Below are 16,378 nucleotides of genomic sequence, written 5' to 3'. Positions count from 1 at the left end.
GCCGTTCGGCAACCACAAGCAGCGATCCTTACCTGCGCAAACGGTCGCGGTTTCGGGCCAGCCAATTGGCCAAAGCCAGCAGAGGCAAATCCTTAAATTCGTGGTTATCGACCCGCTGCATAAAGGTATCATAAGGCATAATTTGCGTGCGGATATCCTCACCCTCTGACGTTAGCCCACCATTGTCGATGGTTTGGTTTAAATCAGACAATCCTACGTACAGATGGATGTATTCGGTCGATGACCCGCTTGAGGAATACGCGCCACCTGCATATTCCAATGAACTCATCGACACTTGTGCCTCTTCCAGTGCTTCGCGGTGCGCAGCCTGCTCCGGAGTTTCGCCCGGGTCGATCATTCCCGCCACTGGTTCCCACATCCACGGTTCGGGGTCCTCGATCAGAAACACAGGCGTGCGGAATTGTTCCACCAGCAGAACGGCATCACGCACCGGGTCATAAGGCAGAACAACCACCGCAGCCCCCTGCATCAATCCGCTGCGATGCAAAAGCGGGCCCATTGTGCCATCATGTTGGCGGTGGCGCAGTTCTACTTCCTCCATGCCGAAATAGCTGAGATAAGCGCGCCGATGTTCTTTTACGATGACGTCCTTCATCGTGTCGCGCGGATCACCAGTCTGTCGCTGGCGCGCAGCCAGCTTGGCCCAGGCGCGGGTACGGATCGGTGCAAAGTTGCGCGATATGGTAGTCGCATCAACCCTGCCGTAGAAGGCCAATTCCTCTTGAGCGGCCAATACCGTACCCTCGGCCCATTTACCCACCCAATCCTGTAACGACCACAAGGCACCCGGCTGCCATAGACCGGGTTCAGGGAAAAATACTCTGGCTTCTGCCCGTGAGCCGTCTGCAAGACAAACATCCCGAACGCTGAGATCGAAATCAAATCCGCCCTCGTAATACGCCAAACGGTTCAAGTCTTCCTGACCAAGACCACGCACCAGCAGACCGTTAGCCTTACTGTCTTTTTCCTGAACAATCATCGGAAACGCCTGCCGCTGCACGCCGTATACGGCGTGATCCGGCAAGCTGGCCTCGGCGATATTCAATTGCGAGGCAGAACGACCAAGCACAGTTTCCAGCAATGGCAAATACCGGAGCGTACCGTAAAAGAATAAATCGGACACCAGAGTTAAGACTCGATTTTTTCAGCGTGTGAGTTTACCGCCAACGACGGCCAGCTTCTTCGGTTGCAAGACCCGCGATAAGAGCTCCGATCGCCAAAGTCCACAGGATTTCCGGTGCAACAAGCTGTTTGCTGTACTCTACACCAATCTGAAAGATAGCAATCAGCGCTTCAAATGGTCCGTCGAAGCGGTGGCGCATGGCAAGGCGAAACATCTCATAGCTACCCTGAACAAACAGGGCCCAGAACACCGTTGATAGCACGCCCGCAATTCCGTTGTTTACCGCAGCGGTCCAGCCGCGGCCAACACGCTTGCCCATGATTTTCCAGCCACAAACCACACCGATCAGCATGTTGACGTATGTGAACCAACCATAGTTTTTGCCCTCATCCCCGTTATTGATGATCATCGTGGAAACAATGAAAGCCACAACCAACAGGCACACAGCAGCAACAAGACGCGGAGCACTGGGCATTCGGTTTTTCCCTTTGTTAACTGGGTTTTGCTATAGTGATCTGTGTCACATCGCAGTTGCCAGTGTCAAAGGCCGCGCCACATGCTGTTAAATAATAGTTCCACATGCGGCGAAAACGCTCATCAAAGCCCATTTCGGAAATTTCGTCCCATTTGTCGTTGAACGTCTCATACCAGCGGCGCAGCGTCAGATCATAGCTTTTACCGAATTCACGGGATTTCACGACGTTCAATCCCGCGTCTGCTACTTGTTGTTTCAGGACTGATGGTGCCGGCAGCATGCCACCGGGAAATATATATTTCTGAATAAAATCAACACCGTTTTTGTAAATATCCCAGCGATGATCTGCAACGGTGATAATCTGCAGGGTTGCCTGCGCGCCTGGTTTCAGACGTTCGCGAACCGTTTCAAAATACACCGGCCAATATTTCTGTCCGACCGCCTCGAACATCTCGATCGACGCGATACCGTCATACTGACCCCGCTCATCCCTATAGTCCTGTAGCTTGAACTGCACCAGATCAGAAAGACCAGCGTTTTCAATGCGCTGTTGTGCATACTTGAGCTGTTCCTGACTGATTGTCAGACCTGTGACCCGAAGGCCACGCTCTTTTGCGGCATATTCGGCGAAACCGCCCCAACCGCACCCGATTTCAAGGATGTGATCACCGGCTTTGGCACCCATTTCATCTACAAGGCTGGCGTATTTCGCGGTTTGGGCCTTTTCCAGGCTCTCCTGTCCCGTTTCAAAAATTGCACTGGAGTAAGTCATCGTTTCATCCAGCCATATGCTGTAGAAATCATTCCCCAAGTCATAATGATACGAGATGTTCTTCTTCGCTTGGCGACGACTGTTGCGGTGCAGCCAAAAGCGAAGGCGCTCATACGCTTGCACCAGGAATTTACCGGTGAAATCATCATAGACCGTCTCGGTGCCCAAATGCACCAGATCCATGAACGCACGCAAATCAGGGGTGCTCCAGTCGCCTTCCAGATAGGCGTCCGAAAACCCCAGTTCGCCCTCACGGACCAGTCGGGCGAAAACGTCAGGGTTATGGATGTCGACGCGTGCCACCGGTCCGGGCTTTGCCGCTTCGGATCGGAAAACCCGCCCGTCGGGCAGAGCTATATCCAGCCGCCCCGAGTCCATCCCGTTCAGCATCTTAAAGACTTGTACAAAGTATCTGGGCAGGTCTTTTTGCCCATCGGTAGTTGTAAGGATCATCCGCGCTCCCCTGTGCGACCGCTTATTCAGGCTAGGCCGAGTTTGTGTTTCTGGCAAGTTTTCAGTTTGTTACCCGGTTTTTCTGCCTTCATAGGCCTCCAAGGCCCGTGCACGTCCAGCAGCAAGTTCTACCACTGGTTTCGGATAGGATGCGGTTGGATCCAACTCCCAGGAACGCGGAACGGCCTTAAAATAAGCCATCGCAGTTTCCGAGGGTTCGGCTTGGCCTTCGGCAATCCATCGATTGACATACGCCCCTTTGGGGTCAAATTTTTCCTGCTGCGTCACTGGGTTGAAAATGCGAAAGAACGGCGAGGCATCCGGACCGGACCCAGCAACCCACTGCCATCCCATCGCGTTTGAGGCCGGATCCCAGTCAATCAGACAGTCGGCAAACCAGTCCATGCCGATTTTCCAGTGCGTCATCAGATGTTTGGTCAGATAACTGGCGACGATCATGCGCGCGCGATTATGCATGCGGCCGGTCACGTACATTTCCCGAAGCCCGGCGTCGACGGCAGGAATGCCTGTCCGCGCTTGCATCCATGCGACAACCTCAGGATTGCCTGCGTCCGTGTTCCACGGAAACGCATCCCATTCAGGCTTCCAGTTTTCACTGACCAATTGCGGGGTATGATACATCAGGTGATAAGCAAACTCGCGCCAGATCAATTGACGCAGAAACGCATCTGTTCCTTGCACACCGTCCATCGCAGCGCGCTGGACAATATGCCAAACACTGCGAGGCCCGATTTCACCCAACGACAGGTATTCCGACAGGTTCGAAGTTCCATCCCTATATAGCCGGTCCCGGTTGTCGCCGTAGTCTGAAATTCGATCCAGGAACCCGTGCAGAGCCTCAAAGGCTGCATCTTCACCGGGGCGCACATAGGGAGCCACTATACCCGCTCCCCTGTTCATAGCCGCGCCCAGTTGCCACTTTTTCAAATCCTCTGATTTTGGCCATTCCGAGGGCGCAGAAATCTTCGGTGCAGCATCGGGTGAAGCGATGTCCCGCCCCTGAACGGACCGCCACATGGGCGTAAACACGCGATACGGTTCACCGGATTTTGTTTCCACGGTCCAAGGCTCGAACAGCAAGTGCCCAGCAAATGACTTTGCTTCGACACCTTGCTGGGTCAGTGCGGACTTGATGCGCTTGTCTCGGTCAATGCTGTCGGGGTCATAGGCGCGCGACCAATACACACTTTTGGCGCCCGTTTCCTCAATCAGGTCCTGCAAAACGGTCAGGGCATCCCCGTTGCGCAAGACCAGTGCGCTACCGTTTTTCTTCAGCGACCGCGCGAAAACCTCAAGCCCAAGCCCCAGCCGCCATTTCGGTGCCGCGCCGAGCGTTTGCGCCACGTTGTCCAGGATAAAGACAGGCAGAATAGGACGCCCGGTTTCAGCCGCCGCAGCCAATGCAGGATGGTCAGACAGGCGCAAGTCTCGACGAATCCACATTATGATCGGTGATTGATTGTTTTCCATGTCCGCCTGGTCTTTTTTAACACTACGCAAAGCAAGGGAAAATGGATCACAAAACTGCGTCAAGATAGCAACTTAATTGAATAATTTTGGTCATCACACGCACACAACGAATACCACTTGGGCCTTGCATGGTCAGTGGAGAGGCAACTTTGTATGCCACGCCGCCATGAAAAAAGCCCCGGCAAATGACCGGGGCTTTCTTAGCTGGTTGGCGCTATCAGCGGCGACGCTTTTCGTTCGCCAAGCCGATGAAGATAGAAACGCACATCAGCATCAGACCGATCGCAAATGGAAAGCCTGTCGCGATGGCCGCAGCCTGCAACGCGCCCAGGCCACCTCCAAGCAACAGAACGATGGCAATTGCGCCTTCCAGAACGCACCAGAACACACGCTGGGCCGTTGGGGCGTCGGTTTTGCCACCAGCCGTGATCGTGTCAATTACCAACGATCCGGAATCCGAGCTGGTAACGAAGAATACGACAACAAGCACAACACCAATAAAGGACAGCAGGCCGGTCATCGGGAAAGCTTCGAACATCTTGAACATCTTCAGTTCAAGCGCGGCATCTGACAGCTCTTGTCCGGAACCGGACAGCACCTGGTCAAGGGCTGCGCCACCAAACACACTCATCCACAAAGCGCCAACGACCGTCGGAATCACCAGGACGCAGATTACGAATTCGCGCACGGTGCGGCCGCGTGAGATGCGTGCAATGAACATACCAACAAAAGGTGACCAGGAAATCCACCATGCCCAGTAGAAGGTGGTCCAGCCCTGCATAAAGTTGGTGTCCTCGCGGCCGACCCAGTTCGAAAGCGCAGGCAACGCAACAACGTACTCAATCAGGCTGTCGAAGAACCCGGTCAGGATTGCAACGGTCGGGCCGACGATCAGCACCAGCAAAAGCAAGGCAGCGGCAAGGATCATATTGGCTTCGGACAGCCGCTTGACGCCTTTATCCAATCCCGCAACGACCGAGATCAGGGCAAAAGCCGTGATCAGACCGATCAACAGCACTTTCATCCCGTCCGTGATCGGAACATCGAACAGGTAGTTCAGACCTGCCAACGCTTGCGTTGCGCCCAGTCCGAGGGATGTTGCAAGACCGAAGATCGTCGCAAACACCGCCAGAACGTCGATAACGTGACCCAACGGCCCCCAGGTCGCCTCACCGAACAACGGATAGAACACCGACCGCATGGTCAGAGGTAGACCGCGGTTGAAACTAAAGAATGCCAGCGCCAGCGCGACAACCGCGTAAACAGCTCACGGGTGTAAACCCCAGTGGAAAATGGTTGCGGCCATCGCCAGATTTTTCGAAGCCTCCGGATCATCGAGACCCGCGCCAAGTGGTGCCCAATCCGTGCGGACCCCATCTTCGCCGACGGCAACACCGCCCAGGGACGCACCGTAGTGCGAAATTGGCTCGGCGACGCCCCAGAATACCAACCCAATCCCCATACCTGCGGCAAACAGCATCGAGAACCAACCGATATAGCTGTAGTCCGGCTTGGCATCATCACCACCTAAACGGATCGAGCCATATGGGGTTACGATCAACAGCAGCGAAAACACGACGAAAATGTTCGCCGCAATCATGAAAACCCAGTCGAAATTGCTGGTCAAGGCCGGTCGAAGCCACCCAAAGAATTCGCTCGCCTGCTCGCGGAAAACCAACGAGAAGAAAACAAATGCAATGATGGTCAGTCCTGAAACAGCAAAGACGGGGTTGTGTATGTCCAGACCCATGATCTGAACGTTGTCCTGGCCGACTTCATAGTCGGTCTCTGTATTGTCGGACAATTGTCCCTCCTTCCACTACTTAGTTCGCAGGACATCCGACATTCCACGCCACGAAGATGTAATTGGGAAGACCACATATTACTTGAAACCGACACATTTCGCAGATTGCGAGATGTCTGGTCGGTGGAATGCCGTGTCCTGAAATTGGTGTGATTTCACGTCAAAACAGACCGGGTCCAAGACCCGGCCTGCACATCCAGCGTTTCTGAGATGTTTTACCCCTGAACCTTGGTATATGTTCCTTCACCCGCCAGGATGCCGCGGAATCCACCCGGCTCATCAAGTCCAAAAACGATAAGCGGTAGATTATTGTCGCGCGCCAGGGCGATCGCTGATGCGTCCATCACGCGCAGCCGTTTGGTCAGAACATCATCATATGTTACGGCATCATATCGAACCGCATCCTCGTGGATTTTGGGGTCCTTGTCATAAACCCCGTCAACACCGTTTTTACCCATGAAGATTGCCTCACACGCCATTTCATTGGCGCGCAGGGTCGCTGCTGTATCCGTCGTGAAATAAGGGTTGCCAGTTCCGGCGGCAAAGATACAAACCCGTTTCTTTTCGAGATGTCGCACGGCGCGGCGGCGGATGTACGGCTCGCACACTTCATCCATGCGAATGGCCGAGATAACGCGGGTGAACACCCCTATTTCCTCTAGCGCCGATTGCATGCCCAATGCGTTCATGACGGTGGCCAGCATACCCATGTAATCGGCGGTCGTCCGCTCCATCCCCTGTGCCGAGCCGCTGAGACCTCGGAAGATGTTGCCGCCACCGATAACCATACAGATTTCAACCCCAAGATCGTGAACCGACTTGACCTCTTGCGCGATGCGCTGAACGGTCGGTGGGTGCAAGCCAAATCCCTGGTCCCCCATCAGCGCCTCGCCCGAGATTTTCAACATCACGCGATTGTACTTTGTCTTTGGCGTCTCGGCGGTTTCGACGGTTTGGGAAAGGCTCATGTTGCGCTCCGGGCTGGCACGGGTTTATTTTCCGGCGCAAAATGAAGCAAAAGCTTCGCAGGTTCAATGCGATTACTGAGGATAAAGGGCGGCCCGGATGATCAATGACGACAGATCGCAGATTTGGGACCGACTTCCACCTATTCCCGACGAAAAACCTGTGTTGATCGCAGGGCCGACAGCCTCGGGCAAGTCGGCGCTGGCCTTGCAGATTGCCGAGGCGCTTGGAGGGGTAATCGTAAATGCGGATGCGAGCCAGGTTTATAACAGCTGGCGGGTGATCTCAGCCCGGCCATCGGCTGAAGAAGAGGCCCGCGCCCCGCATCTTCTTTATGGTCACGTCGCTTATGACCAGACCTACTCGACCGGCCACTGGCTTCGCGAAGTGCAGACTGTCCTGAAAGGAGATCGACGTCCCATCATCGTTGGCGGCACTGGGCTGTATTTCTCGGCACTGACCGAAGGCATGGCTGACATCCCGCCCACCCCGTCCGAAATCCGGGCCGAAGCTGACCAACTTAAACTGAGTGAGTTACTCTCCGGGGTTGATACACACACGCTGAACCGGATCGATACACAGAACCGCGCCCGCGTACAGCGCGCGTGGGAGGTGCAGCACGCCACCGGACGAAGCCTGAGCGACTGGCAATCCGAAACGCCGCCCCCGGTTCTTAATCTCGCAGATACGGTGCCAATTCTCTTTGACGTTGATAAACACTGGCTTCTTGATCGCATAGCACGACGATTTGACCAGATGATTGACAATGGTGCCTTGCAAGAGGTCGCGGCGATGCGTGACCTCTATGATCCTTCAATGCCCGTATTCAAAGCCATCGGCGTCCCCGAGTTGATGGCGCATTTAAACGGTGATGTGACACTTGAGGCCGCCCGAGAGCGGGCGACAATCGCCACCCGCCAATTCGCCAAACGGCAACGCACATGGTTCCGGTCACGAATGCGAAATTGGAATCAGTTATATTTCTCAAAATGATACGCTGTGATGTTAATATTTTTTTCTGCATCCTCCTTGCATCGATTCTCAATCGGACCAATACTGTCGGTTTACGACAGTGTACAAAGTAGGAATCTGACGAAATAAGCGAAAAGGTGGCCTAAACACTCTTGATCATGTCGTTTTTGTGTCTTGAATGACGAATTCGAACGTTGACCTTATCAGAAATCTAGGGCGCAATAGTCGTATGGGGATGTTGAGTATCCAAAAAGAATTCCAGGAACCCGCTAACCGGTGCGCTCCGGTCTGATTGGTTCCGAACTTCTTCAATAAAAATACGTGTCACAGGGAGAGACCTTAATGCAAAAACAAACCTTCACCGGAGCACCGGTTCACTGGGCAGCAGAAATGCATGCTCAGGAATATCGGGATGGCAAACTAAGCCGGCGTGAGTTTCTAACCCGGGCCACCGGTCTGGGTGTTACGGCTGCGGCGGCATATGGAATGATCGGCATGGCTGCGCCTGCGCATGCCGAAGGCGAGGACGCCAAACAAGAAGGCGGCACCCTGCGCGTGCAGATGGAAGTTCGTGCGCTAAAAGACCCGCGCACTTACGACTGGTCGCAGATTGCCAACGTATCACGCGGCACGCTGGAGTATCTTGTCGAGTATAACTCGGACGGTACGTTCCGCGGCATGCTGCTGGAAGGCTGGGAAGTCAACGACGACGCGACCGAATACACATTGAAAGTGCGTCCGGGCGTCAAGTGGAACAACGGCGATGACTTCACTGCCGACGATGTAGCCCGCAACATCGCTCGCTGGTGCGACAAGAGTTCCGAGACAAACTCGATGGCGGGTCGTTTCGCCACCTTGATCGATGCTGATAGCGGTCAGGCCATTGAAGGCGCAATCGAAGTTGTCGACGCAACTACGGTCAAGCTGAACCTGCCAGCCTCGGATATTTCTCTTATCGCTGGCATGGCCGACTATCCAGCCGCGATCGTCCACAGCTCGTTCAGCGAAACCGATCTGATGAACAATGTGGGCACCGGGCCGTATCTGATGAGCGAACTCGAGGTTGGGGTAAAAGCCGTTCTGGTTCGCAACGAAGACCACACGTGGTGGGGCGAAGAAGTATTTGGCCGTCCCGCGCTGGATTCAATCGAATATATCGACTACGGCACCGACCCGTCTGCATGGCTGGCCGCGCTTGAGTCTGACGAAGTGGACATGCTGTACGAGTCTGTGGGCGAATTCATCGACGTGATGGACGGCTTGGGCTATGTCAAATCCGAAGTTGTCACGATGAATACGATCGTGATCCGCCCGAACCAGTTGGCGGAAATCGACGGTAAGCAGCCTTATGCAGATAAGCGTGTGCGTCAGGCTCTTCAAATGGCAGTCGATAATGCGGTTTGCCTGGAACTTGGCTATGGTGGCCGCGGCGCGCCTGCAGAAAACCACCACGTCGGTCCGATCCACCCGGATTACTTCGAACTTCCCCCGCAGAAAGTGGACCCGGAAGGGGCGCGTAAGCTTATGGAAGAAGCCGGTATGGCCGATTTCGAGCACGAACTGATCTCGATCGACGATGATTGGCGCCGCAACACCACCGATGCCGTCGCCGCCCAGCTGCGCGACGCGGGCATTAACGTGAAGCGCACGGTTCTGCCAGGGAACACCTTCTGGAATGACTGGGCGAAATATCCCTACAGCTCTACCAACTGGAACCATCGACCACTGGGCGTGCAGATCTGGGCGCTGGCCTATCGTTCGGGTGAAGCTTGGAACGAATTCGGCTGGGCAAACGCAGATTTCGACGCATTGCTAACCGAAGCACTGGCTATCGCCGATGCCGACAAGCGTCGCGAGATTGTCGCCAAGGGCGAAGCGATGATCCAGGAAGAAGGCGTAACGGTACAGCCGTATTGGCGTTCGCTTTACCGTCACATGAAAGACGGTCTTGTGGGCACCGACATGCATGTGTCGTTCGAACACCACCACTACAAGTGGGGTTGGGCAGCCTAAAATCTGCCAATCAATCGACGGGGCGCCTGACTTGGGCGCCCCTTTCCAGCCGCAGACAAGCCGACACGGGATCGGATGTCCGAGGCCATGCAATGGTCCAATGATCTGCGGAGCACCCGAACAACAGGGGCCAACATGGGACTATTTATCCTCCGACGGTTCGGCGTCATGCTGCTGACAGCATTGTGCCTGACTTTCGTGGTCTTCTTTTTGACCAACCTCTATCCGAACCTTGAAAAGCTGGCAAAAACCCAAGGGAACCAGCGGATGTCCGACGAACAGGTCGAAGCCTGGTTGGGAAATCGGGGCTACTTGCAACCAACACTAGTCAAATACGGTCAGTGGTTGGGCGTGGTTCCGGGGTTCACAAAGACGCTGGACGACGGCACTTTTGTAGGGACCTGTACACGACCCGGATCGACCGAGGAAAACACGCCCAGGTACTGCGGTGTTCTGCAAGGCAACTGGGGGTACTCCACCGTTTTCAAGGATGAGGTTGGAACAATCGTCGGAAAACGACTTGGAAATACCGGATATCTGATGTTCTGGGTCCTTGTCTTGATGGTGCCGTCTGCCCTTATCGTTGGCGTGTTGGCAGGGATGCGCGAAGGTTCGGCGCTGGACAGGTCTTTGTCTACATTCTCGATTATAACCACGGCGACGCCGGAATATGTATCGGGCGTGATCTTCATCGCGATCTTCACTTCGTCCACCGTGGGCCTGAAATGGTTCAAAGGCACTGCGACGCAGGCAATGGACAATCCAACCTTTGAGAATTTCTTTCTGCCGGTGCTGACCATTGCCCTTTACGGCATGGGCTATATCGCCCGAATGACACGCGCGTCCATGACCGAGGTGATGACTGCGCAATATATTCGCACCGCACGGCTCAAAGGCGTGTCTTTTCCGAACATCGTTATGAAACATGCGCTGCGCAATGCACTGATTGCGCCTTTCACCGTCATCATGCTGCAGTTCCCATGGCTGCTGAACGGTGTCGTGATTGTTGAAACCCTGTTCAACTACAAAGGTTTTGGCTGGGCGCTGGTTCAGGCGGCAGGCAACAACGACATACAGTTGCTGCTGGCAATTTCGGTTGTTTCGGTCTTTGTTGTGCTGGTCACGCAGCTGATCTCGGATATCGGCTATGTGTACCTCAACCCGCGCATTCGCATTTCGTAAGGAGGGATAGATCATGGAACCGCTAACCTGGACCGGCTCTATCGCCTTCCTGAACCCACTGCTGATGATCGCAATCGCGGCGCTTCTGTTGTCCATCGTGATCTGGATCGTAGGGAGTATCTTTTTGCCAGAAGCGCCGTTGAGCATTAACATGGATGGCACGGTCAGCTCGGGTTCTGGCCTGCGCGGACTAACGCAAAACGCATTGCGTTTTAGCTTTATCGCCTGTGTTGCGCTAGCTTTGGCTTACATCGTGCTTGGCATTGTGATGGGCACCAGTGCAGGGATCGTGGGCGCAGTATCACAGCAGTTTCTGCCTGTCTGGCTGTCGCTGATTATCCTGTATGCCATGTCAATTGCCTTTAAACGGCGTCTGGGCCTTTACGGCAAATTGTTCGATAGCCCCATTGGCATGATCGGCTTTGGTCTTGTGATGTTCTGGGTGTTCACCGGCATTTTTGGTGCGCTGGACCTGATCGTTACACATGACCCGTTGGTGCAGCTTTCGGGGATGAAAAACAAGGTCCCCGGAACGCCCTTGCCAACCACGGAAGAGGGCGAATACGCCTGGTATCTGCTGGGCGGCGATAACCTAGCGCGGGATGTATTCAGCCGGATGGTCAAGGGGGCGTGGATCGTGGTGCAGATCGCGCCGCTGGCCACATTATTTGCCTTTATGGTCGGCATTACATTGGGGTTGCCCGCCGGGTACTACGGGGGCCGTTTGGACACGTTCCTGTCGTTTCTGGCGAACCTGATCCTGGCTTTCCCGGTGATCTTGCTATTCTATCTGCTGGTAACTCCAGAGATCGTTGCAACAGGTGTTCCAAACTATATGGCCGCCGTTTTGTTCCTGTTCCCGATCTTGTTCATCGGTGTGTTGCTGAACTCGCGTTACTACACGCGGCCTAAGTTCCGCACACCGCTCTTGATCGGGGTGCTAGGTGTAGCGATCTGGCTTTACCTGTCGCTGATCTCGACAAGTGGTTTCGTCATCAACACCGGCAGCTATCGAATCTGGGGCCTGCCAACCTATCTGGATCTCTTTGACATCCCTGGTGGTATCCTTGTTGTTTTTGTCTCAGTCGTATTTGTGAACTCACCTACGGTGTTTCGCATCGTGCGGGGGTTGGCGCTGGATATCAAAACACGTGACTACGTGGCGGCCGCACAGACCCGCGGTGAAGGGCCATGGTACATCATGCTATGGGAAATCCTGCCAAATGCACGCGGTCCGCTGATCGTCGATTTCTGCCTGCGGATTGGTTACACCACCATCCTTCTGGGAACCTTGGGTTTCTTCGGGCTGGGCTTGCCACCGGAAAGCCCGGATTGGGGTTCAACGATCAATGAGGGGCGCAAGCTGCTTTCGATCTATCTCCACCCGGCCCTTCCCCCTGCGTTTGCGCTGTTGTCGCTGGTTCTGGGTTTGAACCTGCTGGCCGACGGGTTGCGCGAGGAAAGTTTGAAGGACTGATGTGATAGAGGCCGGGGGCTCTGCCCCCGGACCCCCGGGATATTTTTAGCCAGATGAAGGGGATTCCCACTGTCTGGTGAGGAGAAACACAGATGAACAAACTGGCGGAATATGACGGCCCGATCCTTGAAATCGACAAGCTGTCGATTTCCTTCTTTACTCGCCTGCGGGAAATACCGGCCGTAATGGATTTTTCGGTCAGCGTACAACCAGGCGAAGCCGTGGGTCTGGTCGGAGAATCTGGCTGTGGCAAATCCACAGTGGCGCTGGGTGTCATGCAAGACCTTGGCAAAAACGGTCGGATCGTCGGTGGAACCATCAAGTTCAAGGGTCGCGATCTGTCCGAGATGACCTCGGACGAGTTGCGCGATATTCGCGGCAACGAGATCGCGATGATCTATCAGGAACCGATGGCCTCGCTGAACCCTGCGATGAAGATTGGCAAGCAACTGATGGAAGTGCCGATGATCCACGAAGGCGTCGGCGCAGAAGAGGCTTATGCCCGCGCGCTTGAGGTTGTCACCGATGTGCGCTTGCCCGACCCTGAACGTATGCTGAACTCCTTCCCGCATCAGCTTTCGGGCGGCCAGCAGCAACGGATCGTGATCGCGATGGCGCTGATGTCCAAGCCGTCGCTGCTGATCCTTGATGAGCCGACAACCGCTTTGGACGTGACCGTTGAGGCCGCTGTGGTCGAACTGGTTAAAGATTTGGGTAAGAAATACGGCACCTCAATGCTGTTTATTTCGCACAATCTGGGACTGGTTCTAGAGACCTGCGATCGGCTTTGCGTGATGTATTCCGGCGAGGCGGTCGAACGCGGCTCGATCAAGGACGTGTTCGACGAGATGCAGCACCCCTATACTCAGGCGCTGTTCCGCTCGATCCCTCTGCCGGGGGCAGATAAGAACGCCCGTCCGCTGGTGGCCATTCCTGGTAACTTTCCCCTGCCCCATGAACGCCCGCCAGGATGTAACTTTGGCCCGCGCTGCGACTATTTCGAAGAAGGCCGCTGCGACGCCCAAAACATTCTGATGGAGCCGGTGCCAGGCAATGACCGCCATCACACGCGCTGCCTGAAGTTCAAAGAGATCGACTGGAACGCTCCGATCACAGTGTCCGAGCAAAAGGAAAAGGCCGAAATTGGCCGCACTGTTCTGAAGATGGACAACCTCAAGAAATACTATGAGGTGGCTGCAAATGCCTTGTTCGGCGGTGGTGAAACCAAGGTTGTGAAGGCCAACGAAACGCTCAGTTTCGAAGCACACGAATCTGAAACACTTGCCATTGTGGGTGAATCCGGTTGTGGAAAGTCGACCTTTGCCAAGGTTCTGATGGGGCTGGAAACGGCTACGGACGGGCAAATCCTGCTGGACAATCGCAATATCGAGGCTGTGCCAATCGAAGAACGCGATGCCAAAACGGTGGGTGAGGTTCAGATGGTGTTTCAGAACCCCTTTGATACCCTGAACCCGTCGATGACTGTTGGGCGCCAGATCATCCGTGCTCTTGAAATCTTCGGCGTTGGAAATACCGAAGCCGAGCGAAAGCAACGGATGTTGGAATTGTTGGACTTGGTAAAACTACCTCGCGCATTTGCTGATCGCATGCCGCGGCAGCTGTCTGGTGGACAAAAGCAGCGCGTCGGAATCGCCCGCGCCTTTGCCGGAGACGCGCGGATCGTGGTGGCGGATGAGCCGGTCTCGGCCCTTGACGTGTCAGTCCAAGCGGCAGTGACAGACCTGCTGATGGAGATTCAGCGCGAGCATAAGACCACTTTGCTGTTCATTAGCCATGACCTCTCTATTGTCCGCTATCTCAGCGACAGGGTGATGGTTATGTACCTGGGGCACGTTGTAGAACTGGGCTCGACCGATCAGGTCTTTTCCCCGCCCTATCATCCTTATACCGAAGCGCTTCTCAGTGCGGTTCCCATTGCGGATACGTCTATCGAAAAGCAACATATTGTGCTTGAGGGCGACATTCCATCGGCGATGAATCCGCCACCGGGCTGCCCATTCCAAACCCGCTGTCGCTGGAAATCCGAGGTCCCCGGCGGCTTGTGCGAAAAGGACGTGCCACCGGTTAAAACATTGGCCGATGGGCATCAGATAAAGTGTCATTTGGCCGAAGATGTGCTTGCCCGGATGGAGCCAGTCATCAAGATCGCAGCGGAATAGACGCAAGCATTCTACAAATTGGGCGCTGGCGCTGAGCCGGTGCCTTTTTTTCCAACGCAACTCTGTGATTAGCGGGCAGTTTGCTGGGATTGAGAGGTTTTGCAATCTGCGTCCGGCGTCAGAGTACTCGGCGTCACGACGCACGGCAGGTCGCCATCAACCGCCCCAGATCACCTTCACGTAATTCTGGGTTTCCTTGTAAGGCGGTATGCCACCATGTTCTTCAACGGCCTGAGGTCCGGCATTATACGCTGCCAGTGCAAGGCGCCAGGATTTGAACTTACGGTACTGCCACGACAAATAGCGCGCTCCGCCTTCCAGGTTTTGCTTTGGATCATGCGGATTAACGCCCAAAAGCTGCGCTGTACCGGGCATCAACTGCGCCAATCCCAAGGCGCCTTTATGTGACCTTGCATTCGGGTTCCAGCCGCTTTCCTGTTGTACAAGACGCAGGAAAAGCTCTTCCGGGACGCTGTGTTTGCGTGCCGCCTGTCGGGCCAGGGTCATGTATTCGCCGCGATACTTCCCGGTGTAACGTTTGCTAAAACTCGGCTGTGCCGTCTTTGGCTTAAGCCGTTCCGAATCCCTGTACTGAGTCGCCGCACGGCTATCCAAGACCTTGGATTGTTTTAGGAAAATGTCCTTGCGGCTTTTGGTCGACAAAGTCTGCGCTGTCACCGGAACCGACACCAGAGCAAAGCAAAAAACAACAAAACACCCAACCAGAAAACGCATTAATGCAAATCTCGCTCGTTCAGGAACCTCGTGGAGTATAGATATTTCAATTAAAAATGAAAGCTTAGTGAGCGAAATTGGGTAATTTCTTGCCCGATGTTGCATTCACTAACTGTGTTTCACCCAAGTGTCAGGGCGTATAGGGTCGCTTGGGAACACAGCGTCAGATTCGGGCGCACTTACGTCAATTCAGAACGGGGAAATACATGGCGGGTTCAGTCAACAAGGTGATTCTGGTCGGAAATCTTGGCCGCGATCCCGAGGTTCGTACATTTCAGAACGGCGGCAAGGTATGCAACTTGCGTATCGCCACGTCCGAAACCTGGAAGGACCGCAATACCGGTGAGCGTCGGGAACGGACTGAGTGGCATTCGGTTGCGATCTTCAACGAGGGGCTTGTACGTGTGGCCGAACAATACCTTCGAAAAGGGTCCAAGGTTTACCTTGAAGGCCAGTTACAGACACGCAAATGGCAGGATCAATCCGGTCAGGATCGATACACGACCGAGGTCGTATTGCAGGGTTTTGGCTCTACCTTGGTAATGTTGGATGCGCGCGGCGAAGGTAGCGGCGGCGGATATGGCGGCGGTCAGTCAGGTGGATATGGCGGTGGTCAGGCCGGCGGTGGCTACGGCGATCCCTATGGCTCGCAGTCCAGCGCGCCTGCACCCGCGTCGGGTGGTATCGACGACGACGAAATACCGTTCTAACCAA

Annotated in this window: 12 protein-coding genes and 1 pseudogene; 6 read left to right on the top strand and 7 right to left on the bottom strand. The window is 54.8% G+C overall.

Annotated features, from left to right (window positions below):
* Positions 1-28: 28 nt before the first annotated feature.
* The 6 genes and pseudogenes from LCM21_RS10195 to pyrH all read right to left on the bottom strand — a co-directional run bounded on the left by LCM21_RS10195 (position 29) and on the right by pyrH (position 7,107).
* On the bottom strand, positions 29-1,144 hold the full coding sequence (locus tag LCM21_RS10195) for an NUDIX domain-containing protein (RefSeq protein WP_224890497.1): 1,116 nt from the start codon (positions 1,142-1,144) through the stop codon (positions 29-31).
* Between the two features lie 34 nt (positions 1,145-1,178).
* Entirely contained in the window at positions 1,179-1,619 is a 441-nt protein-coding gene (locus LCM21_RS10190; RefSeq protein ID WP_068334941.1) for a TrgA family protein, read from the bottom strand.
* A gap of 16 nt (positions 1,620-1,635) precedes the next feature.
* Positions 1,636-2,844 carry an SAM-dependent methyltransferase gene (locus LCM21_RS10185; protein ID WP_224890496.1) on the bottom strand — a complete coding sequence of 403 codons (1,209 nt, stop codon included), beginning with the start codon at positions 2,842-2,844 and terminating at the stop codon, positions 1,636-1,638.
* Positions 2,845-2,913: 69 nt separating this feature from the next.
* A complete protein-coding gene (locus tag LCM21_RS10180) occupies positions 2,914-4,335 on the bottom strand; it encodes a cryptochrome/photolyase family protein (RefSeq protein WP_224890495.1) in 1,422 nt (473 codons plus the stop codon).
* A 217-nt stretch (positions 4,336-4,552) separates the two neighbouring features.
* Positions 4,553-6,085, bottom strand: a pseudogene (locus LCM21_RS10175) (BCCT family transporter).
* Positions 6,086-6,354: 269 nt separating this feature from the next.
* A complete protein-coding gene (gene pyrH, locus LCM21_RS10170) occupies positions 6,355-7,107 on the bottom strand; it encodes a UMP kinase (protein ID WP_068334929.1) in 753 nt (250 codons plus the stop codon).
* 97 nt (positions 7,108-7,204) lie between these two features.
* Here pyrH and miaA point away from each other — a divergent pair, with 97 nt between their 5' ends.
* The 5 genes from miaA to LCM21_RS10145 all read left to right on the top strand — a co-directional run bounded on the left by miaA (position 7,205) and on the right by LCM21_RS10145 (position 14,929).
* Entirely contained in the window at positions 7,205-8,098 is an 894-nt protein-coding gene (gene miaA / locus LCM21_RS10165; RefSeq protein ID WP_224890494.1) for a tRNA (adenosine(37)-N6)-dimethylallyltransferase MiaA, read from the top strand.
* A 321-nt stretch (positions 8,099-8,419) separates the two neighbouring features.
* The gene (locus tag LCM21_RS10160; protein WP_224890493.1) at positions 8,420-10,090 is read left to right on the top strand and encodes an ABC transporter substrate-binding protein; all 1,671 of its coding nucleotides are present in this window, start codon (positions 8,420-8,422) and stop codon (positions 10,088-10,090) included.
* 135 nt (positions 10,091-10,225) lie between these two features.
* Positions 10,226-11,272 carry an ABC transporter permease gene (locus LCM21_RS10155; protein WP_068335310.1) on the top strand — a complete coding sequence of 349 codons (1,047 nt, stop codon included), beginning with the start codon at positions 10,226-10,228 and terminating at the stop codon, positions 11,270-11,272.
* Between the two features lie 13 nt (positions 11,273-11,285).
* The gene (locus tag LCM21_RS10150) at positions 11,286-12,749 is read left to right on the top strand and encodes an ABC transporter permease (protein ID WP_224890492.1); all 1,464 of its coding nucleotides are present in this window, start codon (positions 11,286-11,288) and stop codon (positions 12,747-12,749) included.
* 92 nt (positions 12,750-12,841) lie between these two features.
* Positions 12,842-14,929 (top strand): dipeptide ABC transporter ATP-binding protein, encoded by a 2,088-nt coding sequence (locus LCM21_RS10145; RefSeq protein ID WP_224890491.1) that lies wholly within the window; start codon positions 12,842-12,844, stop codon positions 14,927-14,929.
* A 156-nt stretch (positions 14,930-15,085) separates the two neighbouring features.
* Here the strand turns inward: LCM21_RS10145 and LCM21_RS10140 are convergent, their stop codons facing one another.
* Complete coding sequence (locus LCM21_RS10140; RefSeq protein ID WP_068334917.1) at positions 15,086-15,664, bottom strand: lytic transglycosylase domain-containing protein; 579 nt, start codon at positions 15,662-15,664, stop codon at positions 15,086-15,088.
* A 206-nt stretch (positions 15,665-15,870) separates the two neighbouring features.
* On the opposite strand from LCM21_RS10140, the gene ssb reads away from it, so the two are divergent.
* Positions 15,871-16,374: a single-stranded DNA-binding protein gene (ssb, locus tag LCM21_RS10135; RefSeq protein WP_224890489.1), complete on the top strand. Its 504-nt coding sequence runs from the start codon at positions 15,871-15,873 to the stop codon at positions 16,372-16,374.
* Positions 16,375-16,378 lie beyond the last annotated feature (4 nt).

The sequence above is a fragment of the Ruegeria profundi genome (assembly GCF_020171505.1).
Lineage (GTDB): Bacteria > Pseudomonadota > Alphaproteobacteria > Rhodobacterales > Rhodobacteraceae > Ruegeria > Ruegeria profundi.
Note: the sequence above shows the minus strand (reverse complement) of the source record. Positions and strands in the feature narration are given on the sequence as shown.